Source organism: Marichromatium sp. PS1, from assembly GCF_041155115.1.
Lineage (GTDB): Bacteria > Pseudomonadota > Gammaproteobacteria > Chromatiales > Chromatiaceae > Marichromatium > Marichromatium gracile.
Window position 1 is genome coordinate 41,115 of sequence record NZ_BAAFHB010000001.1, and the last position, 25,221, is coordinate 66,335.

The following is a 25,221-nucleotide window of genomic DNA, read 5'->3' on the forward strand; positions in this document are numbered from 1 at the left end:
GCCGATGGACTGAGCGCGACCATTTGCGGCAGACTGCACGCCGCCCACGGCGGTCCCCCGACGACCGCCCTCCAAGCCACTCCGGGCAACGCCCGGCGCAGACCGACGCGCGCGGCGTGCCCATCGACCACGAGGAGATCCAGCATGCCGATCCGTCATCCCGCAGCCAGCCAGCACTCGCACGAGGCGCAGCGATGAATCAGTCCGCCGCCCCCGTCGCCGAGGGCCCGTCCAAGGGCATGGGTCAGATCTCGCTGCTCAGCAACGACGAGCGACTCCAGGGTCGCCCCCGTCTGTGCAGCGACTGCGGGCTGTGCGACAGCACGCTCAAGCCGCAGATGACCCAGGCGTGCATGTTCGTCAACAACCAGACCGACGCCATCGAGCAGCGCCTGTTCGGTCGCAGCCGCGGCGACGGCGACGAGCTGCTGTTCGGCTGCTACCGCGCCACCTATGCCGCGCGCATGCGCGCCGCGCGTCCCGGCGCACAGTGGAGCGGCATGGTCACCACCCTCGGCGCGCGGCTGCTCGAACGCGGCGAGGTCGAGGCGGTGATCACCACCGCCGCCGCCCCCGGCACCCGCTTCAAGGCCCAGCCGATCCTCGCCCGTACCCCCGAGGAGGTGCTCGCCACCGCCGGCAACAAGCCCAGCCTGTCGCCCAACCTCGGGCTGCTCGACCTGGTGCGCGAGCAGGGCATCAAGCGCCTGGCCTTCATCGGCACCGGCTGCCAGGTGCACGCGCTGCGCGCGATCGAGTCCGAGCTCGGACTCGAGGCGCTGTACGTGATCGGCATCCCCTGCAGCGACAACGTCTCCTACCCCGATCTCGAATACTTCCTCGAGCAGATCTCGCGCTCACCCAAGACCGTGGTCCATCACGAGTTCATGCAGGACTTCAGTCTCTGGCTGCGCCACGAGGACGGCGCGGTCGAGCGGGTCAACTACATCGACTTCCCGATGGACAAGCTCCACGGCATCTTCCCCTCGGCCTGTCTGTCCTGCTTCGACTACCCCAACGCGCTGAGCGACCTGACCATCGGCTACATGGGCGCGGAACTCGGCTGGCAGTGGGTGATGGCGCGCACCGAGCGCGGCGAGCGGATGTTCGAGATGCTGCGCCCCGAGCTCGAGTTCGGCACCCTCACCGAGGGCGGCGACCGCACCCGCGGCATGCCGCGCTTCATGGAGCGGCTCAACCACCCGCCCGGCACCGGGCGCCCGCCGCTGCTCATCCGCAAGCTGGTCGCCTGGCTGCAGCGCAACCGCGGACCACGCGGGCTGGAGTTCGCCCGCGCGGTGATCGAGATGAAGCTGCTGCGCAACCTCAACCACGTGCGCAGCAAGTTCGAGCGTCAGGAGTCGCGGGTGGTGCCGGGCTTCGTCTATCGCGCCCTCGCCCCCTACGCCGAGCACTATCGCGAGCTGTTCGATCGCGACCTGGCCCCGCGCGACTGACCCCGGCTCAGACGACCGGCGCCGCGCGCGCCGGCGTCGGCTCCTGGAACTGCAGCGCGGCGAGGCGCGCATAGAGCCCGCCCTCGGCGATCAGCGCCTCGTGGCCTCCGGCGGCGGCGATGCGTCCGCCGTCGATCACCAGGATGCGGTCGGCGTTGCGCACCGTCGCCAGCCGGTGAGCGATGACGATGCTGGTGCGCCCGCGCATCAGCTCCTCGAGCGCCTGCTGCACCAGGCGCTCGCTCTCGGCGTCGAGCGCGCTGGTCGCCTCGTCGAGCAGCAGCAGCGCCGGGTCGCGCAGGATGGTGCGGGCGATGGCGATCCGCTGGCGCTCCCCCCCTGAGAGCTGCACCCCGCGCTCGCCGAGATCGGTGTCGAAGCCCTGCGGCAGGCGATCGAGGAACTCGGTCGCGTGCGCCGCCTCGGCGGCGCGACGCACCTCGGCGTCGGTCGCCGACTCCATACCGTAGCGGATGTTCTCCCAGGCACTGGTGGCGAAGATCACCGGGTCCTGCGGCACCAGCCCGATCCGTCCACGCAGCTCGCGCGGGTCGAGTGCGCGCAGATCGACGCCATCGAAACACACCCTGCCGGCGCTCGGGTCGTAGAAGCGCAACAACAGCTGGAACAGGGTCGACTTGCCCGCCCCCGAGTGCCCCACCAGCGCCACCCGCTCGCCCGGGCGCACCACCAGCGAGAGCGCATCCAACGCCGGGGTATCGGGACGCGAGGGGTAGCAGAAGCGCACCGCGTCGAAACGGACCTCGCCGCGCGCCGGCCGCGGCAGCGCCACCGGGTCGCTCGGCGCGGCGATCGCCGGGCGTGCCTCGAGCAGCTCCATCAACCGCTCGCTGGCTCCGGCACCGCGCAGCAGCTGGCCGAGCAGCTCGCTGAGCGAACCGACCGCACTGGCCACCAGGATGGCGTAGAACAGGAAGGCCGAGAGTTCGCCGCCGCTGAGGGCCCCGTCGAGTACCTGGTGACCGCCGATCCACAGCACCACACCGATCGCGCCGAAGGTCAGCAGGGTGGCGATCCCGGCAAGCAAGGCGCTGGTCAGCGAGCGCTGACGGGCCACCTCGAAGGCCGACTCCACCTGCTCGCCGTAACGACGCCGATCGAGCGGCTCGTGACCGCAGGCCTGCACGGTGCGGATGCCGTGGATCACCTCATCGACATAGGCCGCGACATCGGCCACCCGATCCTGACTGGCGCGCGAGAGACGGCGCACCCGATGCCCCAGCAGCCAGGCCGGGCCGATCACCAGCGGCACCCCGAGCAGCACCAACCCGGTCAGGCCCGGGCTGGTCACCGCCAGCATGGCGATGCCGCCGAGCATCATCAGCGAGGTGCGCAGCGCCATCGCCAGGGTCGAGCCCACCACCACCTGCAGCAGCGCGGTATCACTGGTCAGTCGCGAGATCACCTCGCCGGTGCGGGTGGTCTCGAAGAAGCCGACATCGAGTCCCAGCACCCGATCGAAGACCGCGCGCCGGATGTCGGCAACCACCCGCTCGCCGATCCAGTTGAGCAGATAACTGCGCGCCATCATCGCCCCGGCGGTGAGCACCACCACGGCGAGAAACAGCAGCAACGAACGATCGAGCGCCACCGCCGAGCCGCTCGACAGCCCGCGATCGACCACCACCCGGATCACCTGACCGAAGGCCAGCACCGACCCGGCGGCGAACAGCAACGCGGCGAGCGCGGCGAGCAGGCGCCAGCGATAAGGCAGGGTGAAGCGCAGCAGACGCGCCAAGGCACGCAGATCGCGGGTGCCCGGACGATCGGGCGCGACGGAGGATGATCGGGACATGGGATTCCTTACAGCAAAGCGGACAACGAAAGGAGAACGACCGAGGGCCGGGACTCAGCCGCGTTCGAGCGCGCGCCACTGGCGCAGCAGCAACAACGCCGCCCAGAGCAGCGCGGCGAGCATCAGCAGGGCGCCGAGCAGATGACTGGCCTGAGCGAGCGCGCGATCGAGATGCAACAGCCCGGTCTCGGTTAATAGGTATTCCCAGTCGTGAAATCCATAGGGCGCGGTCTGTCCGGTGTTGCCGCCGAGCAGCGGCAACACCCCGGCGCGGGCATCGGCGACATAGGGCGCGATATCGAGGAAGTTCTCCCCGAACCACCACAGACAGACGCTGGCCCCGAAGGGGTCACGAGTACGCAGCAGCAGCACCAGCAGACAGATCAGCGGCATCAGCAGCTGCCCCAGGGTGCCGCCGAGCGAGCCGATGAAGTCGCCGAGCGGGGCGAAGATGACGTGCCCGGCCTCGTGGAAGGGCAGATTGACCAGATGCAGCAGCGATTCGCCGACAACATTGCTCGACACCGGCGCGGCCATCAGCCGCAGCCCCCAGACCAGCAGCACGCACCAGAGCAGGACGCGGAGCGCCAGCACCGGCGCGCCACCGGCCGGGGGTACGCCGAGCAGCAGCTCGCTCACGCGCCACGACGCCCGCCGCCGGCCCCGGCGCGCTGGACGCGCCGGGGCCTCGCCCGCGGGCGGGTGATGCTTGTAGTACTTGGCGAAGACCAGCCCGCAGGCCGTGCAGATGTCGGCGTGATCGGACTGCTCGGCACGACACTTGGGGCATTGCATGACGGATCAGCGGTGACGCCCCGCGAGCGCGCGCTAGAGCATCTCCTCGCGGAACTCGCGCAGCACCACGCCCCACCAGTCGAAGGTATCCTCGAGGTTGCGCGGGGTGACGCCGTAGTTGAGGTTGACGGCGAACTCCAGCACCGCATCGCCCTCGTCGTCGATATAGGCCTTGCCGAAGCGCTTGTCGCGATTCCAGCGGTTGACGTCCTCAAGGGTCAGGCCGGGCTGTTCCCAACCGGCATAGAACAGGATGTCCTTGCAGTCCTTGCCGTCATCGCAGCCATAGAAGGTCACCAGATAGATGACCCCGAACATCCGCCCACGGATACGCGGGTCGCCGACACTGTCGGTCTGCAACTCGGCGCTGCCGAAACCCTTGGCCGCCGTCAGCACCGCCTCGGGATCGGCCGCGCTCACCAGATCACGCGCCAGCGCGCCCCCACACCACAGCGCCGCCACCAGACCAGCGGTCAGCAGTCCACGAATACGCATCATTCCCCCTCCTCGCATCAGGCCAGTCGGGAGCGGACAACTAACTCTGCCCCCAACGATGAACCCCGACTCAAGGCCGGGGATGCGCCGGACATCCCGCGCACGGCTCAAGTATAAGCCGCGATCGCCACGGCGCGGCGATCAGCCCAGCGTACCGGCCAGGGCGCGAATGGCGTCGCGATTGGTCCAGGAGGCGGTGAGCCGCGCGGCGGCACCCGCCGGCACCCAGCGGTACTCGAGGTGCTCGCGCGGATTGAGCCGCACCAACCGCCGGGTCTCGAGCACCAGCGCGAACCAGTACTCGCGATTGAAGCAGACGTTGGGGGCATAGCGCTTGCGCCAGGCGCGCACGATCGGGAACAGCGCCGACTGATGCAGGTCGATCAAGCGCCCGCCGGCACGCAGCCCGGTCTCCTCGTAGACCTCGCGCGCCGCGGCCTGACGCGGGCTCTCGCCGGCATCGAGGCTGCCGGTGACCGACTGCCAGAAGGCCAGCGGACGCGCCCGACGGAGCATCAGGAACTCGCCCCCGCGGGTACAGATGACCACCAGCACCGACTGCGGGCGCTTGCGCGGCAGCCGGCTCATTGCCTCTGCCTCCGCCTCGCTCACCCTGAGCTGACGCAGGATCCCGGGATCCACACACTTGGCCATCAACATTACCTGTCTTGGTTCGGCCTCGGCGTCACGACCGGCGGCCTGAGGGAGAAATGAGCACACGCCACCTCACGGTGGCGCGTGTTGCCGACGCCCGCGACGGGCGTGCGGGCGGGAGCGACGGGCTCAGCCGCGCTGGCGCAGACGCAGCGCCAGCTCCTTGAGCTGCGCCTCGTCGACCGCCGAGGGGGCGTCGGTGAGCAGACAGGCCGCGGTCTGGGTCTTGGGGAAGGCCATGACGTCGCGGATCGACTGCGCGCCGGTCATCAGCATCACCAGACGGTCGAGACCGAAGGCGATGCCACCGTGCGGCGGGCAGCCGAACTTGAGCGCCTGGAGGAGGAAGCCGAAGCGCTCCTCGGCCTGCTCGTCGCTGATCTTGAGCAGTTCGAAGACCTGGCGCTGCACCGCCTCGCGGTGGATACGGATCGACCCACCGCCGACCTCGGTGCCGTTGAGCACCATGTCGTAGGCACGCGACAGACAGCGGCCCGGATCACTGGAGAGGCTGTCGAGCTGCTCCTCCTTGGGCGCGGTGAAGGGATGGTGCAGGGCCACCCAGCGATCGGCGTTGGGATCGTGCTCGAACATCGGGAAATCGACCACCCACAGCGGGTGCCAGCCCTCGGCCATCAGCCCGCGATCCTCACCGAGCTTGACGCGCAGCGCGCCGATCGACTCGTTGACCACCCGCGCCTTGTCGGCGCCGAAGAAGATCAGGTCGCCGTCCTCGGCGCCGGTGCGCGCCATGATGCCCTCGACGGTGGCATCGGGGAGGAACTTGAGGATCGGCGACTGCAGCCCCTCGCGCCCCTTGGTCGACCACTCGTTGACCTTGATGTAGGCCAACCCCTTGGCGCCGTAGATACCGACGAACTGGGTGTAGCCGTCGATCTCCTTGCGCGTGAGCGAGCCGCCGCCGGGCAGGCGCAGCGCCGCCACGCGGCCCTCGGGGTCCTGGGCGGGAGCGGCGAAGACCTTGAACTCGACCCCGTCCATCAGATCGGCGACGTCGATCAGCTCCAGCGACACGCGCAGGTCGGGACGGTCGGAGCCGTAGCGACGCATCGCCTCGGCATAGGTCATGCGCGGGAAGGGGTTGGGCAGGGTCTCGCCGTTGACCTCCTCGAAGAGGGTGCGGATCATCGACTCCATCAGCCCCATCAGCGTCTCCTCGTCGACGAAGGAGGCCTCGATGTCGAGCTGGGTGAACTCGGGCTGACGGTCGGCGCGCAGGTCCTCGTCGCGGAAGCAGCGCGCGACCTGGTAGTAGCGATCCATCCCGGACATCATCAGCAGCTGCTTGAACAGCTGCGGCGACTGCGGCAGGGCGAAGAACTCACCGGGGTGGGTGCGGCTGGGCACCAGATAGTCGCGCGCGCCCTCGGGGGTCGACTTGGTGAGGATCGGGGTCTCGATATCGAGGAAGCCGTGCTCGTCGAGGAAGCGACGCATCACCCGGGTGACCTGGCTGCGGGTACGCAGCCGCGCCTGCATCTCGGGGCGTCGCAGATCGAGATAGCGGTAGCGCAGCCGCACCTCCTCGGAGGCGTCGGCGGCATGGCTCTCGAGCTGGATCGGCGGGGTGGCCGCAGCGTTGAGGATCTCCAGCTCCAGGCCCAGCACCTCGATCTCGCCGGTGGGGAGATCGGGGTTGACGGTGCCCTCGGGACGCGGCCGCACCCGGCCCTTGACGCGCAGTACGAACTCGCTGCGGACCTGCTCGGCGCGGGCGAAGATCTCGGCGCGATCGGGGTCGAACACCACCTGCACCAGACCGTCGCGGTCGCGCAGGTCGACGAAGATCACCCCGCCGTGGTCGCGGCGCCGATGCACCCAGCCGCAGAGCACGACCTCCTGGCCGTCATGGCTGCCGTTCAAGTCCCCACAGTAGTGCGTGCGCATCGTTCTATCGCCCCATTGTCCTGAAAGTCGTCGTTGATCGTTCGCGGCGCCGCGTCATCGCGCAGTCGCTCGCCTGGGGCCGAGTGCCCCGCCCCCGGACGGCGTCGGCGTCCGGGACATGAGAAACCAAAAAACCGCGCTGGGCGCGCCAGCGCGGCTTGCGGCTCGAACAGGGGGGACCGGCCTCACGGCGCATCGCCGACGGCGGGTGCCGCTTCGTATCAACCCCCCTCGCGGGGGCGAGAAGATACTGAAGCGGCGGGCGCACACGCAAGCACGACCCCCGCGAGCCGGGTCAGGCGGCCTTGTCGGACCCGCCGCTCGAGCCCTCGTGCAGGTTCTTCTTCTTGCCCTGCTTGAAGTCGGTCTCGTACCAGCCGCCGCCCTTGAGGCGGAAGCCGGCTGCCGAGATCTGCTTCTTGAGTTCGGACTTGCCGCAGGCGGGACAGTCGGTCAGCGGCGCATCGCTGATCTTCTGCATCGCCTCCATCTCGTGTCCGCACGCCTCGCAGCGATATTCATAGATCGGCATTGATCATACCTCGTCATCGGATAAACAACGGCGGTCGCGGCCCATCGACCGTGCGCCGATACCATGAGGAGTTGCGGGCCAGCATGGAATTGGCCTTCAATGACAGCCCCTCGAAACCAGGTTTGAGCCAGGACGCCATGCCCTCGACCCGTCAGCCCTCGATCCTCATCACCGGTTGCTCCAGCGGCATCGGCGCGCACTGCGCCGAGGGGCTGGCGCGCCGCGGCTGGCGGGTGATCGCCTCGGCACGCGCCGAGACCGATGTCGAGCGCTTGGCCGCCAGCGGCCTGGAGGCGGTGCGCATCGACCTCGACGACTCGTCGAGCATCGCCGCGGGGCTCGAGCAGGCGCTCGCGCTCACCGGCGGCAGGCTCGATGCGCTGTTCAACAACGGCGCCTACGGCCAGCCCGGCGCGGTCGAGGACCTCAGTCGCGCGGCGCTGCGCGCGCAGCTCGAGACCAACCTCCTCGGCTGGCACGAGTTGACCTGCCGGGTGATCCCGGTGATGCGCCGTCAGGGAGAGGGCCGCATCGTCCAGAACAGCTCCATCCTCGGGCTCATCCCACTGCCCTTCCGCGGCGCCTATGTCGCCAGCAAGTATGCGCTCGAGGGTCTGACCGACACCCTGCGCCTGGAGCTGCGCGGCAGCGGCATCACGGTCTCGCTGATCGAGCCGGGACCGATCACCAGCCGCTTCCGCGACAACGCCCATCGCGCCTTTCGCGACCACATCGACGTCGAGCACAGCGTCCATCGCGACGCCTATGTCCGCGCCGAGCAACGACTGACCAAGGCGGGCAAGGCGCAACCCTTCACCCTGCCGCCCGAGGCGGTGTTGCGCGCACTGGTCCACGCCATCGAGAGCCCGCGTCCCCGCCCGAGATATTATGTCACCTTGCCGACCCATGTGCTCGGCGGGCTGAGACGGGTCCTGTCGACCCGCGCGCTCGACTGGCTGCTGGCGCGGGTCTCGCGCGGCGGCGCCGGCTGAGCGACCCCGCGCGCGGGGTCAGATGTATTCGACCTCGAGGATCTCGAACTCGCGCACCCCGCCGGGGGCATCGACCGAGGCGACATCGCCCTCGCTCTTGCCGATCAGGCTGCGCGCGATCGGCGAGGAGACCGAGATCATCCCCAGCTTGAGGTCGGCCTCGTCCTCGCCGACGATCCGATACTTGAGCTCCTGATCCTTGTCCAGCTCGAGCACGTGCACGGTCGCGCCGAACACCACCCGCCCCGTCTTCGGCAACGTCGTGACATCGATGATCTGCGCGTTGGAGAGCTTCGACTCGATGTCCTTGATACGACCCTCGATGAAGCCCTGCTGCTCGCGCGCGGCGTGATACTCGGCGTTCTCCTTGAGATCGCCGTGCTCGCGCGCCTCGGCGATCGCCTCGATCACGCGCGGACGCTCGACCCGCTTGAGCTGGTCCAATTCTTCACGCAATTTCTCAGCGCCTCTCGCGGTCAGAGGTACCTGGGTCATGGGTGATTCCCTCGTATGGATGGACCGCGTGCCGGGGCGCGCGGTCGTTCGGGCCCGTTGCGGACCCCAAAAAGACAAAAAGAGACCACGGGCACCCCGTGCGGGGCGCCCGTTCGGCCTGGATCAATGGAGATCTTGTAACCGATTGACGGTGCAGATGTCCAGTTGCTTGAGCGCCAGACAGGTCGCCTCGGCACCGGCGATGGTGGTGGTGTAGCACACCTTGTGCTGGAGCGCGGCGCGACGGATCTCGGCGGAGTCGGCGATCGCCTGGGCACCCTCGGTGGTGTTGACGATCAGGCTGACCTCCTTGTTCTTGATCATGTCGACCAGGTGCGGACGCCCCTCGGCGACCTTGTTCACCCCGACGCACTCGAGCCCCGCCTCACGCACCGCCGCAGCAGTGCCGTGGGTGGCATAGAGGCTGAAGCCGAACTCGATGAGATCGCGGGCAACGCGCAGCAGTCGCGGCTTGTCGGCATCACGCACACTCAGCAGCGCCTTGCCGCCACGCCCCGGCAACAGCGAGCCGGCGCCCTCCTGGGCCTTGGCATAGGCCTCGCCGAAGGTGTCGCCGACGCCCATCACCTCGCCGGTGGACTTCATCTCCGGGCCCAGCACGGTGTCGACGCCGGGGAACTTGACGAAGGGGAACACCGCCTCCTTGACGAAGTAATGCTTGGGGCGGCTCTCGCGCTCGTAGCCCTGCTCGGTCAGCGAGCGACCGGCCATGCAGCGCGCGGCGACCTTGGCCAGCGGCACGCCGATCGACTTGGAGACGAAGGGCACGGTGCGCGAGGCGCGCGGGTTGACCTCGAGGATATAGATCTCCTCGCCCTTGACCGCGAACTGGGCGTTCATCAGGCCGACGACGTTGAGCGCGCGCGCCATCTTCGCCATCTGCTCGCGCATCCGGTCCTGGATCGAGGCCGGCAGGGTGTAGGGCGGCAGCGAGCAGGCCGAATCGCCCGAGTGCACGCCGGCCTGCTCGATGTGCTCCATGATGCCGCCGATGAGCACGTCCTGGCCGTCGCTGATGGCGTCGACGTCGACCTCGATGGCGTCATCGAGGAAGCGATCGAGCAGCACCGGCGACTCGTTGGAGACGCGTACCGCCTCGCGCATGTAGCGCTCGAGATCGGCCTCCTCGTAGACGATCTCCATCGCCCGACCGCCGAGCACGTAGGACGGACGCACCACCAGCGGGTAGCCGATGTCGGCAGCGAGCGCCACCGCCTCGGCCTCGCTGCGCGCGGTCGCGTTCGGCGGCTGCAGCAGACCCAGATCCTGGATCATGTGCTGGAAGCGCTCGCGGTCCTCGGCCAGGTCGATGCTGTCCGGGGTGGTGCCGATGATCGGCACCCCGGCGGCCTCGAGCGCGCGGGCGAGTTTGAGCGGGGTCTGGCCGCCGTACTGCACGATCACGCCGCGCGGGCGCTCGCACTCGACCACCTCGAGTACATCCTCGAGGGTGAGCGGCTCGAAGTAGAGCCGGTCGGAGGTGTCGTAGTCGGTCGAGACCGTCTCCGGGTTGCAGTTGACCATGATGGTCTCGTAGCCGTCCTCGCGCATGGCGAAGGCGGCGTGGACGCAGCAGTAGTCGAACTCGATGCCCTGACCGATCCGGTTGGGGCCGCCGCCGAGGACCATGATCTTCTCGCGATCGCTCGGTTCGGCCTCGCACTCCTCCTCGTAGGTGGAGTAGAGATAGGCGGTGGTGGCGGCGAACTCGGCCGCGCAGGTGTCGACGCGCTTGAACACCGGGCGCACGCCGAGGGCGTGACGGCGGGCGCGGATGGCGTCCTCGGTGGTCTCGAGCAGCCGTGCGATGCGACGATCGGAGAAGCCCTGACGCTTGAGCTGACGCAGCCGCTCGGCATCGAGCCCGTCGAACCCGGCGGCGACCAGCGCGCGCTCGCTGGCGATCAGGTCCTCGATCTCGGCGAGGAACCAGGGCTCGATCTTGCTCAGCTCGTGGATGTCCTCGAGCGAGAGCCCCATGCGGAAGGCATCGGCGACGTAGAACAGCCGATCGATACCGGCCTGGCGCAGCTCCTGGCGCAGCTTGGCCATGGCCTCGGGGTCGGCGGGATCGACGATCTCCTCGAGTCCGTACTTGTCGATCTCGAGCCCGCGCAGCGCCTTCTGCAGCGATTCCTGGAAGGTGCGACCGATCGCCATCACCTCGCCGACCGACTTCATCTGGGTGGTCAGACGGGCATCGGCCTGGGCGAACTTCTCGAAGGCGAAGCGCGGGATCTTGGTGACCACGTAGTCGATGGTCGGCTCGAACGAGGCCGGGGTGGCGCCGCCGGTGATGTCGTTGCGCAGCTCATCGAGGGTATAACCGACGGCGAGCTTGGCCGCGACCTTGGCGATCGGGAAGCCGGTGGCCTTGGAGGCCAGCGCCGAGGAGCGCGAGACGCGCGGATTCATCTCGATGACGATCATCCGCCCGTTCTCGGGGTTGATCGCGAACTGGACGTTGGAGCCACCGGTGTCGACACCGATCTCGCGCAGCACCGCCAGCGAGGCGTCGCGCATGATCTGGTATTCCTTGTCGGTGAGCGTCTGCGCCGGGGCGACGGTGATCGAGTCGCCGGTGTGCACGCCCATCGGATCGAGGTTCTCGATCGAGCAGATGATGATGCAGTTGTCCGCGCGGTCGCGGACCACCTCCATCTCGTACTCCTTCCAGCCGAGCACCGATTCCTCGATCAGCAGCTCGCGGGTCGGCGAGAGATCCAGCCCGCGGCGACAGATCTCCTCGAACTCCTCCTGGTTATAGGCGATGCCGCCACCGCTGCCGCCCATGGTGAAGGACGGACGGATGATCGCCGGGAAGCCGATCGAGGCCTGGACCTGATTGGCCTCCTCGAGGCTGTGGGCGATCGCCGAGCGCGGCATGTCGAGGCCGATCTTGCGCATCGCCTGACGGAACAGGTCGCGGTCCTCGGCCTTGTCGATGGCCTCGCGCGAGGCGCCGATCAGCTCGACGCCGTACTCCTCGAGCACGCCCTCGCGCACCAGATCGAGCGCGCAGTTGAGCGCGGTCTGGCCACCCATGGTCGGCAACAGCGCATCCGGGCGCTCACGCTCGATGATCGCCGCCACCGCGCGCCAGGTGACCGGCTCGATATAGGTGGCGTCGGCCATCTCGGGGTCGGTCATGATGGTGGCCGGGTTCGAGTTCACCAGAATGACCCGATACCCCTCCTCCCGCAGCGCCTTGCAGGCCTGGGCGCCGGAGTAGTCGAACTCGCAGGCCTGGCCGATGACGATGGGGCCAGAGCCAATGATCAGGATGCTGTGGATGTCAGTACGCTTTGGCATTCTGTTAGTTTCTTGAGATCCGAGAATGGATGTACGTGAACGCAAATGCTGGAAGACGAATGCCGTTGGCGACGGACCGCGAGGGATCCGCGCCCGCACCGCTCCGCAACACCCGGTCGACCCCGGACTCCGCCGTCGCTGGCGGATCCGTCGAGCCCGCGCGCGCGTCCATCAGGGAACGCGCGCGACGCCGCCCGTCTAGCCGCGCGCGCGCATGGACTCGATGAACTGATCGAACAGCGGCGCCACGTCACAGGGGCCGGGACTGGCCTCGGGGTGCCCCTGGAAGCTGAAGGCCGGGCAGTCGCAGCGACGAATACCCTGCAGCGAGCCGTCGAACAGCGAGCGATGCGTCGGCTGCAGCGTCTCGGGGAGGGTCTCCTCGTCGACGGCGAAGCCGTGGTTCTGGCTGCTGATCATCACCGCGCCGGTAGCGAGATCCTGCACCGGGTGGTTGGCGCCGTGGTGGCCGAACTTCATCTTCAGGGTGCGGGCGCCGGAGGCGAGCGCGAGCAGCTGGTGGCCAAGACAGATGCCGAACAGCGGCACCTGGTGCTCGAGCAGCTCGCGGATCGCGGCGATGGCGTAATCGCAGGGCTCGGGGTCGCCGGGACCGTTGGAGAGGAACACCCCGTCGGGGTTCATCGCCAGCACCTCGGCGGCGGGGGTGCGGGCCGGGACCACGGTGACGCTGCAGCCGCGCGAGGCCAGCATGCGCAGGATGTTGCGCTTGACGCCGAAGTCGTAGGCGACGACCTTGAACGGCAGCGCCTCGTCGGCGGGGTCGAGCGGCGCGGGCAGCCCGCCCTCGAGCGCCCACTCGCCCTGGGTCCAGGCATAGGGCTCGGCGGTGGTGGCCTGCTGGGCGAGGTCCATGCCCTTGAGCCCGGGGAAGTCACGGGCGGCGGCGAGCGCCGCGGCCTCGTCGATGGCGTCGCCGGCCTGTAGACAGCCGTTCTGCGCGCCCTTCTCGCGCAGGATGCGGGTCAGGCGACGGGTGTCGATGTCGGCGATGCCGACCACGCCCTGACGACGCAGATAGTCGTCGAGACGCTCGCGCTGGCGGAAATTGCTGGCGCGCTGGGGCAAGTGGCGGATGATCAGGCCGGCGGCCTGGATGCCGGCGGACTCCTCGTCCTCCGGGTTGGCGCCCACGTTGCCGATGTGGGGGTATGTCAGGGTCACGAGCTGGCGCAGATAGGAGGGATCGGTGAGGATCTCCTGATAGCCGGTCATGGCGGTGTTGAACACCACCTCACCGACGCTCGAGCCATCGGCGCCAATCGATGTTCCGCGGAAGACCGAACCGTCTTCCAGAACCAGAACTGCGGGTTTTCTCAAGGGTATCTCCGAATCCGGGCGAGGATGCGCAACGACCGCGACGGGACGTCGGGTGACGGCGTTGGACACACAGGGTAGGTCAATGGCAGCGCCCTGACCGGCCTGAATTCTAAAGAACCGCCGGCGCACTGTCCACGCGCGCCGGTCGGTACGGGCGGCGAAATGCCAACCCGATCATCCGCTTCAGCCCCCTCCGGCGTGCAGTTGGTGGCGCGCCCAGGCGATGATCCCCGCCGCATCCATGGCACCGGCCTGACGGGCCCGCTCGACCCCGCCGCGAAACAGCGCCAGGGTCGGGATGCTGCGGATACCGAGCCGCGCGGCCAGCCCCTGGGCCCGTTCGGTGTCGACTTTGACCAGGCGCAGCTCGGGCTCGAGGGTGCGCGCGGCAGCGGCGAAGGCCGGCGCCATCATCTGGCAGGGACCGCACCAGGGCGCCCAGAAATCGACCAGCAGCGGCAGATCGCTGCGCCCCAGGTGATGGGCGAAGCGCGCCTCGTCGAGCGCCACCGGCTCGCCACCGAACAGCGGCGCGTGACAGCGCCCGCATCGTCCGCCCGCGCCGAGGCGCGCCGGTGCCAGCCGGTTGACCGCGTCGCAGGCGGGGCAGACCACATGGATTGGATCGGACATCTCCTTACTCTCTCCCTCTCGATGGATGCGGGCGTGACGGGAGCGCCCGCACGCCGCGTATCCTGGTCGTTGTCGACGATCGCGACCATCCCGACCACGGCCCCAGCCGTATCGCGACCGCCTTGAATCGTCATCGACCGGTAGCTATCGTCACCGGCCTTGCCAATATCCACACCATCAGGAGTCATCACCCATGACAGATTCACCCCATGTCGTGACCGTCACCGCCGAGAACTTCCAGTCGGTCGTCATCGAGGGCTCCTACGAGCGCCCAGTGTTGGTCGACTTCTGGGCCGACTGGTGCGCCCCCTGTCGCATGCTGATGCCGCTGCTCACCGGGCTGGCCGAGCGCTACGCCGGGCGCTTCCTGCTCGCCAAGGTCAACACCGAGGAGGAGCAGGCGCTGGCCGCGCAGTTCGGCGTGCGCAGCCTGCCCACGGTACGGCTCTACAAGGACGGCCAGCCGGTCGACGAGTTCATGGGTGCGCTGCCCGAGGGAGAGATCCGCGAGTTCCTCGATCGTCACATCCCCCGCGCCTCGAGCGGGCTGCTCGACCAGGCCCGCGCCAGTATCGCCGAGGGCGCACTCGAGCAGGCCGCCGCACAGCTCGAACAGGCCCGCGCCGAGGACCCGGAGAACAACCGCATCGCCCTGCTCGAGGTCGAGCTGCGCGCCGCGCGCGGCGAGGTCGTTGAGGCCGAGGCGGCGATCGATCGACTGCCGATCGAGCTGGCCAACGACCCCGAGGTCAATGCCCTGCGTGGCCGGCTGCGCTTCGCCACCGCGCTCGTCGACGCCGCTGACGAGGCGACGCTGCGCGCCCGACTCGAGGCCGATGCCACCGACAGCGAGGCCCGCTATCAGCTCGCCGCCCGCGCGGTGAGCCAGGGCGATCACGCCACCGCGCTGGAGCTGCTGCTCGAGCTGATGAAGCGCGATCGCGGCTACGGCGAGGACGCCGGGCGCAAGGGCATGCTCGCGGTGTTCGACCTGCTCGGCGGCGACGGCGACCTGGTCGCGCGCTACCGCGCCAAGATGATGAACGCGCTCTACTGAGCGCCCTCCCCCCCGGCGGCGTGCCCGATCTCGCAGACCTCGCGAAACACCCCGAGCGCGCCCCAGGGGTGCCCCGACCAGCGCAGCCGACCCGGCGCCCCGGTCTCCTCCGGGTGACAGCCGCAGACCCCGGCGACCGCGACCAGTCGATCGGTCCCGGCAACGAACAGCAACGGCACCAGCGGGCGCAGCCAGGGCGCCACCCCGGCCTCCTGGAAGACCTTCTTGAGCGCTCGCAGCGGCCCACCCGGGCGCTGCCGACACCGCCCACCGGCGCCGGCGAACCGCACCTCCAGCGCCAGCTCGACTCCAGCCAGCCGTAACTCGCCCAGTCCCTGCGGCAGCACCAGCTCGCGCCCCGACACCCAGCGCAGGGCCGCATCCGGCGGCCTCGGCAGCGGTTGCAGCGCATAGAGATCGTCGCGATAGCGGCGCACCTCGCAGCCGGTCCAGGCCACCTGCGGCGCGGCATCGGCACGCGCCGTCAACAGCTCGCCGACGACCCGTTCGAGCCGCGCCCGTCCCGGCACCGCGAACCCCTGACGACGCAGCCACAGCCGCGCCACCGCCCGCCGCACCGAGGGCTCCAGCCCGCACAGGCCGGCCACCGAGAGGGTGCCGGGCACGGCGCCGGCGACGGCGGCGAGATCGCGCCCGGCCTGGCGATCGATCAGCGTCGCCGCCTCGGCGCAGTGCGCCGCGCTGCGCGCGATGGTGGACGCCGCCGCCGGCCAGCGGCCGCGCAGCAGCGGCAGCACCTGGTGGCGCAGCAGGTTGCGATCGTGGTGGAGGGCGTCGTTGCTCGGATCCTCGATCCAGTCGAGCCGATGACGTCGGGCGTAATCGAGCAGCTGCGCGCGCGACACCCCGAGCAGCGGACGCACCAAGCGCCCCCGACCGAGCGGCGCACACCCCGGCATCGCCGCCAGCCCGTGCACCCCACTCCCTCGCAGCAACGCGAGCAGCAGGGTCTCGGCCTGGTCGTCGAGATGATGGGCGGTCAGCAGCAGCTCGTCGTCGTCGAGCAGCGCGGCGAAGGCGCGATAGCGCGCCTCGCGGGCATGGGCCTCGAGGCTCTCGCCAGGGGGCGGCGAGAGCGCCAGGGCGCGGGCGACGAAACGCACCCCGAGCACGCGACAGCGTTCACGACAGTGCCGGCGCCAGTCCCGCGCCACTGGCTGCAACCCGTGATCGATGTGGATGGCGCCGAGCGGGCGCGCCAGTGGCGCCCGGGTCAGCGCATGCAGCAGCACGGTGGAGTCGAGTCCACCGCTGTAGGCGATCCAGCAACGGCCCCGACCACCGAGCGCGACCAGATCGGCGGCGAGGCGCTCGGGGTCGAGCGCGTCCACTTCACTCCTTGAAGCGACCGTAGCCCATCAGGCGCTGATGGCGCTTGGCCACCAGGGTGTCGAGGTCGACCGCGGCGAGCTCGTCGAGCCGCTTCACCAGCACCGCCTTGAGCGCGGCGGCGTTGGCATCGGGGTCGCGGTGCGCGCCGCCCGAGGGCTCCTTGATGATCTCGTCGATCAGCCCCTGCTCGAGCAGCTTGTCGGAGGTGATCGCCATCGCCTCGGCGGCGAGCTGGGCCTTGTCGGCGCTCTTCCACAGGATCGAGGCGCAGCCCTCGGGCGAGATCACCGAGTAGGTGCTGAACTGCAGCATCCCCAGCCAGTCGCCGACGCCGATCGCCAGCGCCCCGCCCGAGCCGCCCTCGCCGATCACGGTGCTGAGGATCGGGGTACGCAGCCGCGACATCTCGCGCAGGTTGCGCGCGATCGCCTCGCTCTGACCGCGCTCCTCGGCACCGACGCCGGGATAGGCGCCGGGGGTGTCGATGAAGGTCAGCACCGGCAGCGAGAAGCGCTCGGCCATCTCCATCAGGCGCAGCGCCTTGCGGTAGCCCTCGGGGCGCGGCATGCCGAAGTTGCGTTGGATCTTCTCCTTGGTGTCGCGTCCCTTCTGGTGACCGATCACCATCACCGGTCGACCGTCGAGCCGTGCCAGCCCACCGACGATGGCCAAATCGTCGGCGAAGGCGCGATCACCGTGCAGCTCGTGGAACTCGTCGAAGATCCGGCGCACGTAATCGAGCAGGTAGGGACGCTGCGGATGACGCGAGAGCTGCGAGATCTGCCACGGCGTCAGCGAGGAGAAGATCGACTCGGTGAGCGCCACACACTTGGTCTGGAGACGCTCGATCTCCTCCTGGATATTGAGTTCGTTGTCGTGGCCGACCAGGCGAAGTTCTTCGATCTTCGCCTCGAGCTCTGCGATGGGTTGTTCGAAATCGAGGAAATTGAGATCCATAGCCCCACTACATCGTCTTGAGAGTTACGCGTGGATCGCCCACGGATGACTCCGCATACGGCGCCCCGTCATCAGGCAGCGGTCGAGCACCGGAGGCCATCGCAACGACGCCCCGGTCGGGCATCGCGAGACCGACCTCGTCGCCCCCGCCCACCCGGCTCGACCCCGGCACGGGCGCATGCCCGCGGCCACACAGCAACCTGCCAATCTAGCGCAGCGACCGCAGTGAGTACAGCATCGCGCACCAGGCTCTGCACGACCGCATCGGACATACGAGCACAGGGCCGCGCGACGTCTCGAAGGCGATTTCGCGCACTTAACCGACATGGCCTCAGGATTTCGACAAAGATCCGCGATCAGGCAGCTAAATGCCGCCAAATTCGAACAACACCAGGCCTTTACAGCAAACCCGCGGAAAAACCCGCCCCAACCGCCGAGAATCAGCCACCCTGGCGGGAAAAAGCCGTAAAAGCGCGGCGTCGGACGAAGCGGTTCCGGGGCCAATGATCAGTCACCCGCCACCGCCCTCAGTCGCCAGTGGCGGTGCCTTCAGGGGCATCGCGAGAGACCAACGCCTGCACCCCGATAGCGACCGGCGGCTGACGACCGACGGCTGACGGCTGACGGCTGACGGCTGACGGCTGGCAACTGGCGGCTGGCAACTGGCAACTGGCAACTGGCGGCTGGCGACCAGCCTTCAGCAAACAGCCTCCAGTGTCGGTTTGCAGTCAACCTTGAAGATACCGTCTTGCCCGTCAATCGCCGATCATGCATACCAACCTCCCCGACTGGAGGCTGAAGGCTGATTGCTGGAAGCTGATTCGAACTGCCAAGGTACGAGACAAGCCTGCATCCTCTCGCTGGCGGCTGCAGCTGGCCGCTGGTAACTTGAACCTCTTCGCGCCCTTTGCGGCTTTGCGGTTCAATCCCCTGGTAGCTGGTCGCTGGTCGCTGGCAGCTGGCAGCTGGTCGCTGGTCGCTGGTCGCTGGAAGCCGACCGCTGACCCGGCGCGCCTCACTCCGCCCGAGGCGGGGTCAGTGCCGGTTCGCGGCGGTCGGCGCCGATCTCGACGTCGTCGTCGATGCGGAAACGCGGCCCGTCGGTGACGTCGGTCGGGCCGACCTCGCCGAGCACCGGCTCGGCGCGGCGACCACCGAGGGTCGGCACCATCACCTTGGGCTGCGGCTCGACGGACTCGCGGACCTCGGCTCTGGCGCGCGGCGCGCGGCGGCTGGTCACGCCGAGCACCGCGCGCAGCCGTGGCGCGAGGTCGCCCGGGGCATAGTGCTCGCGCTCGAGGAAGCGCAGCAGCGGCAGACCGGCGGCGGCACACATGGCATCGAGCTGGTCGCGCGGCGGCTCGCGCCGACGCAGCCAGCCCACCGGCGAGAGCGCCAGGGCGCAGCAGGGCTTGCTGGTCGCGGCATCGCAGACCAGAAAGTCGAGGACACGCTCACCGATCCGCAACTCGGCGCGCTCGCGCCAACGCTTCGGGGTGCGTCGCGCCACCGCCAACACCTCGGCCACCGGCACCCGCGCATAGAGTCGGTAGCGATCGTCGAGACACTGCTCCAGAGCGTGCGCGAACTCACGCTGGGTGGACGTGAGCAGCGGCCCGGCGATCACGTAGGGGCGCCGGTTACGCGGCGACAGCGCGCGCCACAGGCTGATCGCGAGGGCGAGCAGCACCAGCGCGGTGAGTCCGAGCAGCAGATAGAAATGAGCCATGCTCCCTCCGGTCTGGGACGTGATCAGCCGCGCGGCAGGCCGGGCTCGGCCTGGGGCGGCAGCTTCACCCCGTGCTGATTGAACCAGGCGCGATCGAGCGCCCATACCACCGAATCGACGTCGGACTGTGACAGCAGCAGCTGGAGCACGTACATCTCGGTGTATTGCAGCTGCTCGCGCGCGACGCGCAGCGACTGCGCCCGGGCGGAGGCCTCACCGCGTCCCAGCGTCGGATCGATCCAGCCGAGATAGCGTGATTCCTCGACCGTCGAGGCGCGCGGACTGCTCACCGTGGCCACCCCGTTGAGGAAGGTCAGGACGCGGAAATCGTAGGGATACTCGGCGACCGCCTGATCCTGCGCGAGCAGCTCGTTGAGCTGCCAGAGCCGCGGCTTGAGCCCGTGCGGGGCCCAGGAGAGGGTCAGCATCAACAGCGCCAGGGCGATGGCCGAGAGGATGATTGCGTTACGAATGAAACCAAGCATGGGGAAGCAACTCCACGAGATCCAGGTCCGACCGGATGGTCGCTGGCGGAGATTCTACCCCAAGGCGACCGGGGCCCGTTGTTGCCGGACCCCGATCGAATGGCCGATGAGCAGACGCCCAGCGGCCTTGCGCGCACCGATCAGTTGATACGCGGGTCGAGCTCGCCGCTGTCGTAGCGGGCGGTCATCTGCTCCAGCGAGAGCGCGGTGATCTTGCTGGCGTTGCCGGCGGTGCCGAAGGCCTCGTAGCGGGTCCGGCAGATCTCCTTCATCGCCTTGGTGGCCGCGATGTAGTACTTGCGCGGATCGAAGTTGGCGCGATTCTCGGCGAGGTGTTTGCGGATGGCACCGGTCGAGGCCATACGCAGGTCGGTGTCGATGTTGACCTTGCGCACCCCGTGCTTGATGCCCTCGACGATCTCCTCGACCGGCACGCCATAGGTCTCGCCCATGTCGCCGCCGAACTCGTTGATGATCGCCAGCCACTCCTGCGGCACCGAGGAGGAGCCGTGCATCACCAGATGGGTGTTGGGGATGCGCTGGTGGATCTCCTTGATGCGGCTGATGGCGAGGATGTCGCCGGTCGGCGGCCGGGTGAACTTGTAGGCGCCGTGGGAGGTGCCGATGGCGATCGCCAGGGCGTCGACCTTGGTCTTGGCGACGAAGTCGGCGGCCTCCTCGGGGTCGGTCAGCAGCTGGCTGTGGTCGAGCGTGCCCTCGGCGCCGATGCCGTCCTCCTCGCCCGCGGTGCCGGTCTCGAGCGAGCCCAGACAACCCAGCTCACCCTCGACCGAGACGCCGCAGGCGTGGGCGATCTCGACCACCCGCCGGGAGACGTCGACGTTGTAGTCGTAGCTGGTCGGGGTCTTGCCGTCCTCGCCCAGCGAGCCGTCCATCATCACCGAGGAGAAGCCGAGCTGGATGGAGCGCTGGCAGACCGCCGGCGAGGTGCCGTGGTCCTGGTGCATGCACACCGGGATGTGCGGCCACTCCTCGATGGCGGCGAGGATCAGGTGACGCAGGAAGGGCGCACCGGCGTACTTGCGCGCCCCGGCCGAGGCCTGGACGATCACCGGCGAGTCGGTCTCGTCGGCCGCCTCCATGATGGCGCGCATCTGTTCGAGGTTGTTGACGTTGAAGGCGGGCACGCCATAGCCGTACTCGGCGGCGTGGTCCAGCAGCTGGCGCATGGATATCAGTGCCATGATGTTCTCCTCGTGTCAGTGACGGGGTGGAATCGATGTTCAGGATACGCCCGTGGGTCAATCTTCGCTCGCAGTTCGATGCTCTCCGACCCTCATGATCTTCATGATGTTGGTCTGGCCCTCGACCCCGCTGCGATCACCCTTGGTGATGATCACCAGGTCGCCGTCGCGCACGGTGCCGTGGCGCAGCAGCTCCTCGATCACCGCGCAGTTGACCTCGTGGATGTCGGTGCTGGCGACGTCGAAGGCGACCGGGTAGACACCGCGGAACAGACACACCTTGCGCCGGGTCGAGTCGAAGCGGGTCATGGCGTGGATGGGGATGCCGGAGCTGATGCGCGACATCCACTTCACCGTCGAGCCGGTCTCGGTGAGCGCGGCGATCGCCTTCACCCCGAGATGGTTGGCGGTGTACATCGCCGCCATGGCGATGGCCTCGTCGACACGCCCGAACACCGAGTCGAGGCGGTGTCCGGAGCGAGTGGCGCTCTTCTCCGCCTCGCGGCAGATGCGGTCGAGCGCCTCGACCACCTTCACCGGATTGCTGCCGATCGAGCTCTCGGCCGAGAGCATCACCGCGTCGGTGCCGTCGAGCACCGCGTTGGCGACGTCGAAGACCTCGGCGCGGGTCGGGATCGGGTTCTCGATCATCGACTGCATCATCTGGGTGGCGGTGATCACCACGCTGTTGAGCTCGCGGGCGCGGCTGATGAGGTGCTTCTGCACCGCCGGCAGCTCGGCATCGCCGATCTCCACCCCGAGATCGCCGCGCGCGACCATGATGGCGTCGGCGGCGTTGATGATGGCGTCGATGCCGTCGAGCGCCTCGGCGCGCTCGATCTTGGCCACCACCCCGCCGCGACCGCCGGCGGCCTGGAAGTGGGCGCGCGCCTGGCGCACGTCCTCGGCGCTGCGCACGAAGGAGACGGCCAGGTAGTCGGCGTCGAGCTCGGCGGCGAAGCGGATGTCGGCCAGATCCTTGTCGGTCAGCGCCGGAGCCGAGAGCCCCCCGCCCTTGCGGTTGATCCCCTTGTTGTCGGAGAGCTTGCCGCCGACCACCACCCGGCAGGCCATCCGCCCGGCCTCGACCGACTCGACCCACAGCTCGATGGCGCCGTCGTCGAGCAGCAGGGTGTCGCCGGCGCGCACGTCCTCGGCGAGCGCCGGATAGGTGGTACCGACCCGGGTCGCGTCACCGCCGTCGAGCGGGCAGTCGGCATCGATGGCGAAGGGCGCGCCGCGCTCGAGCACGATCGGCCCGTCGGCGAAGCGCCCGATACGGATCTTCGGCCCCTGCAGGTCGAACAGCACCGCGACGTCGACGTCGGCCGCGCGGGCGCGCTCGCGCAGCCGCTCGACACGTTCGCGATGGCGTGCATGGCTGTCGTGGGAGAGGTTGAGGCGGGCCAGATCGAGACCCGCGCGGATGAGCCCGTCCATGACCTCGGGCGCGTCGGTTGCCGGCCCCAGGGTTGCAACGATCTTGGTACGTCTGGGCATGGTGTCACTGCCTCCCGCGTGCAAATGGGGCCGCGCCGGATGGCGCGGCCGGGATCGACCCGTCGTGGTCGATCAGTCCTTGGCCCGGGCCTCGAGCATGGCCACCGCGGGCAGGGTCTTGTCCTCCAGATACTCGAGGAAGGCGCCACCGGCGGTGGAGATGTAGGAGACACGGTCCTCGATGCCGTACTTCTGGATCGCGGCGATGGTGTCGCCACCGCCGGCGAGGCTGAAACCGGGGGCGGCGGCGATCGCCTCGGCGACCACCCGGGTGCCCTCGCCGAACTGGTCGAACTCGAACACCCCGACCGGGCCGTTCCAGACGATGGTGCCGGCCCCCTGGATGACCTCGGCCAGGGCGCGCGCCGAGTCCGGGCCGATGTCGAAGATCATGTCGTCCTCGGTGACCTCGGCGGCGGCCTTGGTCACCGCCGGCTCCTGCTCGTCGAAGCGCTTGCCGCAGACCACGTCGGTGGCGATCGGGATGCCGGCGCCGCGCGCGGTCATGGTCTCCATCAGCGCCTTGGCGGTGGGCACCAGATCGGCCTCGTGCAGCGACTGGCCGACCGGCAGCCCGGCGGCGGCGAGGAAGGTGTTGGCGATGCCGCCGCCGACCACCAGCTGATCGACCTTCTCGGCGAGCGACTCGAGCACGGTGAGCTTGGTCGAGACCTTGGAGCCGCCGACGATGGCGACCATCGGGCGCGCCGGCTCGGCCAGCGCCTGACGCAACGCCTCGAGCTCGGCGCTGAGCAGCAGCCCGGCGCAGGCCTGGGGGGCGAAGTGACCGACCCCGTGGGTCGAGGCCTGGGCGCGGTGGGCGGTGCCGAAGGCGTCCATCACGAAGACATCGCACAGCGCCGCGTAGCGGCGCGCCAACGCCTCGTCGTCCTTCTTCTCGCCGGCGTTGAAGCGCACGTTCTCGAGCAGCACCAGCTCGCCCTCGGCGACCTCCGGCGGGGTGTCGAGATAGTCGCGCACCAGCCGCACCTCGCGCCCGAGCTTGGCGCCGAGGTCGGCGGCAACCGGGGCGAGCGAGTTCTCGGCCGAGAACTCGCCCTCCTGGGGACGGCCCAGGTGCGACATCACCAGCACCCGCGCGCCGGCGCGCAGACAGTGCTCGTAGGTCGCCAGCGAGGCGCGGATGCGCGCATCCGAGCTGACCCGGCCGTCCTTGACCGGGACGTTGAGGTCGGAGCGGATCAGCACCCGCTTGCCGGCGAGATCGAGGTCGGTGAGCTTGATGAAGGACATGACAAACCCTCTGGATGGATGGGGAAAGAGATCAGGCGCAAGCCCGGGCTTGCCTGATCGCCCTCGGCGGGGCCGCCGACCGGGACGGTCGGCGACGCGGCGGCGACCGCCAGACGGCGGTCGCCGGGACGACGGCGCCTCGCGGCGCCGCGCGCGGCCTCAGTTGTTGGCCACGTACTCGACCAACCGCAGCATGTTGCAGGTATAGCCGAACTCGTTGTCGTACCAGGAGACGACCTTGATGAAGGTCGGATCGAGCGCGATGCCGGCGGTGGCGTCGAAGATCGAGGGGGCGTTGAAACCGCGGAAGTCGGTCGAGACCACCTTGTCCTCGGTGTAGGCGAGCACGCCTGCCATCTCACCCTCGGAGGCCTTGCGCATCGCCGCGCAGATGGCGTCGTAGTCGGCCGGCGCCTCGAGCTCGACGGTGAGGTCGACCACCGAAACGTCCGAGGTCGGCACGCGGAAGGACATGCCGGTGAGCTTGCCGTTGAGCGCCGGCAGCACCTTGCCGACGGCCTTGGCCGCACCGGTCGAGGACGGGATGATGTTCTCGAGGATACCGCGACCACCGCGCCAGTCCTTCATCGACGGACCGTCGACGGTCTTCTGGCTGGCGGTGGCGGCATGCACCGTGGTCATCAGGCCACGCTTCACGCCCCAGTTGTCGTTGAGCACCTTGGCCACCGGCGCCAGACAGTTGGTGGTACAGGAGGCGGCCGAGACGATCGTCTGACCGGCGTACTCCTGATGGTTGACGCCGAACACGAACATCGGCGTGGCGTCCTTCGAGGGCGCGCTCTGCACCACCTTGCGGGCGCCGGCGTCGAGGTGCTTCTGGCAGGCCTCGGCGGTGAGGAAGAAGCCGGTGCTCTCGATCACCAGCTCGACCCCGGCCTCGTTCCACTTGAGGTTGGCCGGATCGCGCTCGGCGGTGAGACGGATGCGCTTGCCGTCGACGATCATGGTCGAGCCGTCGACCGCGACCTCGCCGGGGAAGCGGCCGTGCACCGAGTCGTACTTGAGCATGTAGGCCAGGTACTCGGGGTCGAGCAGGTCGTTGATCGCCACCACCTCGATGTCCGGGAAGTGCTTGGAGATCGCCCGGAAGGTCATCCGGCCGATACGACCGAACCCGTTGATACCGACTTTGATTGTCATGCGTTCAAGCTCCTTAACTTGTTGAGCGAAATATGTCGAACCGCGCGGGCGAGCGCGACGCCGCATCGC

21 protein-coding genes are annotated in these 25,221 nt (G+C 68.9%); 3 read left to right on the top strand and 18 right to left on the bottom strand.

Annotated features, from left to right (window positions below; translation table 11 throughout):
- Window positions 1-194: 194 nt before the first annotated feature.
- Complete coding sequence (locus ACAM26_RS00215; protein ID WP_369612904.1) at window positions 195-1,457, top strand: Coenzyme F420 hydrogenase/dehydrogenase, beta subunit C-terminal domain; 1,263 nt, start codon at window positions 195-197, stop codon at window positions 1,455-1,457.
- 7 nt (window positions 1,458-1,464) lie between these two features.
- Here the strand turns inward: ACAM26_RS00215 and ACAM26_RS00220 are convergent, their stop codons facing one another.
- From ACAM26_RS00220 to ACAM26_RS00245, 6 genes are all read right to left on the bottom strand, one after another.
- A complete protein-coding gene (locus tag ACAM26_RS00220; protein WP_132228720.1) occupies window positions 1,465-3,273 on the bottom strand; it encodes an ABC transporter transmembrane domain-containing protein in 1,809 nt (602 codons plus the stop codon).
- Window positions 3,274-3,327: 54 nt separating this feature from the next.
- A complete protein-coding gene (locus ACAM26_RS00225; RefSeq protein ID WP_132228718.1) occupies window positions 3,328-4,068 on the bottom strand; it encodes a zinc ribbon domain-containing protein in 741 nt (246 codons plus the stop codon).
- Window positions 4,069-4,101: 33 nt separating this feature from the next.
- Window positions 4,102-4,563 carry a YbjN domain-containing protein gene (locus tag ACAM26_RS00230; RefSeq protein ID WP_062272637.1) on the bottom strand — a complete coding sequence of 154 codons (462 nt, stop codon included), beginning with the start codon at window positions 4,561-4,563 and terminating at the stop codon, window positions 4,102-4,104.
- A 141-nt stretch (window positions 4,564-4,704) separates the two neighbouring features.
- Window positions 4,705-5,151 (bottom strand): dihydroneopterin triphosphate diphosphatase, encoded by a 447-nt coding sequence (gene nudB, locus ACAM26_RS00235; protein WP_123141486.1) that lies wholly within the window; start codon window positions 5,149-5,151, stop codon window positions 4,705-4,707.
- Between the two features lie 195 nt (window positions 5,152-5,346).
- Window positions 5,347-7,125, bottom strand: coding sequence for an aspartate--tRNA ligase (gene aspS, locus ACAM26_RS00240; protein ID WP_123141451.1), 1,779 nt, complete (start codon window positions 7,123-7,125; stop codon window positions 5,347-5,349).
- 295 nt (window positions 7,126-7,420) lie between these two features.
- Complete coding sequence (locus tag ACAM26_RS00245; RefSeq protein ID WP_123141452.1) at window positions 7,421-7,657, bottom strand: FmdB family zinc ribbon protein; 237 nt, start codon at window positions 7,655-7,657, stop codon at window positions 7,421-7,423.
- Window positions 7,658-7,794: 137 nt separating this feature from the next.
- Between ACAM26_RS00245 and ACAM26_RS00250 the strand changes: the two genes are divergently transcribed.
- Window positions 7,795-8,649 (top strand): SDR family oxidoreductase, encoded by an 855-nt coding sequence (locus ACAM26_RS00250; protein WP_123141453.1) that lies wholly within the window; start codon window positions 7,795-7,797, stop codon window positions 8,647-8,649.
- An 18-nt stretch (window positions 8,650-8,667) separates the two neighbouring features.
- Here the strand turns inward: ACAM26_RS00250 and greA are convergent, their stop codons facing one another.
- The 4 genes from greA to trxC form a co-directional block, all read right to left on the bottom strand.
- Entirely contained in the window at window positions 8,668-9,144 is a 477-nt protein-coding gene (greA, locus tag ACAM26_RS00255; protein WP_062272541.1) for a transcription elongation factor GreA, read from the bottom strand.
- A gap of 123 nt (window positions 9,145-9,267) precedes the next feature.
- A complete protein-coding gene (gene carB, locus ACAM26_RS00260) occupies window positions 9,268-12,477 on the bottom strand; it encodes a carbamoyl-phosphate synthase large subunit (RefSeq protein WP_123143342.1) in 3,210 nt (1,069 codons plus the stop codon).
- Between the two features lie 198 nt (window positions 12,478-12,675).
- Window positions 12,676-13,818, bottom strand: coding sequence for a glutamine-hydrolyzing carbamoyl-phosphate synthase small subunit (gene carA / locus ACAM26_RS00265; RefSeq protein WP_005221406.1), 1,143 nt, complete (start codon window positions 13,816-13,818; stop codon window positions 12,676-12,678).
- Window positions 13,819-14,001: 183 nt separating this feature from the next.
- Window positions 14,002-14,451, bottom strand: a complete 450-nt coding sequence (trxC, locus tag ACAM26_RS00270; RefSeq protein WP_123141456.1) for a thioredoxin TrxC — start codon at window positions 14,449-14,451, stop codon at window positions 14,002-14,004.
- Window positions 14,452-14,644: 193 nt separating this feature from the next.
- Here trxC and trxA point away from each other — a divergent pair, with 193 nt between their 5' ends.
- A complete protein-coding gene (trxA, locus tag ACAM26_RS00275) occupies window positions 14,645-15,508 on the top strand; it encodes a thioredoxin (RefSeq protein WP_123143341.1) in 864 nt (287 codons plus the stop codon).
- Here trxA and tilS read toward each other — a convergent pair.
- From tilS to gap, 8 genes are all read right to left on the bottom strand, one after another.
- Window positions 15,502-16,860 carry a tRNA lysidine(34) synthetase TilS gene (gene tilS / locus ACAM26_RS00280; RefSeq protein WP_123143340.1) on the bottom strand — a complete coding sequence of 453 codons (1,359 nt, stop codon included), beginning with the start codon at window positions 16,858-16,860 and terminating at the stop codon, window positions 15,502-15,504. The genes trxA and tilS overlap by 7 nt on opposite strands.
- Before the next feature lies 1 nt (window position 16,861).
- Window positions 16,862-17,818 (bottom strand): acetyl-CoA carboxylase carboxyltransferase subunit alpha, encoded by a 957-nt coding sequence (locus ACAM26_RS00285; protein ID WP_123141459.1) that lies wholly within the window; start codon window positions 17,816-17,818, stop codon window positions 16,862-16,864.
- Window positions 17,819-18,833: 1,015 nt separating this feature from the next.
- Window positions 18,834-19,547 carry a DUF2726 domain-containing protein gene (locus ACAM26_RS00290; RefSeq protein ID WP_369612905.1) on the bottom strand — a complete coding sequence of 238 codons (714 nt, stop codon included), beginning with the start codon at window positions 19,545-19,547 and terminating at the stop codon, window positions 18,834-18,836.
- Between the two features lie 23 nt (window positions 19,548-19,570).
- The gene (locus ACAM26_RS00295; protein ID WP_123141468.1) at window positions 19,571-20,032 is read right to left on the bottom strand and encodes a hypothetical protein; all 462 of its coding nucleotides are present in this window, start codon (window positions 20,030-20,032) and stop codon (window positions 19,571-19,573) included.
- A 140-nt stretch (window positions 20,033-20,172) separates the two neighbouring features.
- Entirely contained in the window at window positions 20,173-21,237 is a 1,065-nt protein-coding gene (gene fba / locus ACAM26_RS00300) for a class II fructose-bisphosphate aldolase (RefSeq protein ID WP_123141469.1), read from the bottom strand.
- Window positions 21,238-21,294: 57 nt separating this feature from the next.
- Window positions 21,295-22,737, bottom strand: a complete 1,443-nt coding sequence (pyk, locus tag ACAM26_RS00305) for a pyruvate kinase (protein ID WP_123141470.1) — start codon at window positions 22,735-22,737, stop codon at window positions 21,295-21,297.
- Between the two features lie 72 nt (window positions 22,738-22,809).
- Window positions 22,810-23,991, bottom strand: a complete 1,182-nt coding sequence (locus tag ACAM26_RS00310) for a phosphoglycerate kinase (RefSeq protein WP_369612906.1) — start codon at window positions 23,989-23,991, stop codon at window positions 22,810-22,812.
- A 159-nt stretch (window positions 23,992-24,150) separates the two neighbouring features.
- Window positions 24,151-25,152: a type I glyceraldehyde-3-phosphate dehydrogenase gene (gene gap, locus ACAM26_RS00315; RefSeq protein WP_123141473.1), complete on the bottom strand. Its 1,002-nt coding sequence runs from the start codon at window positions 25,150-25,152 to the stop codon at window positions 24,151-24,153.
- Window positions 25,153-25,221 lie beyond the last annotated feature (69 nt).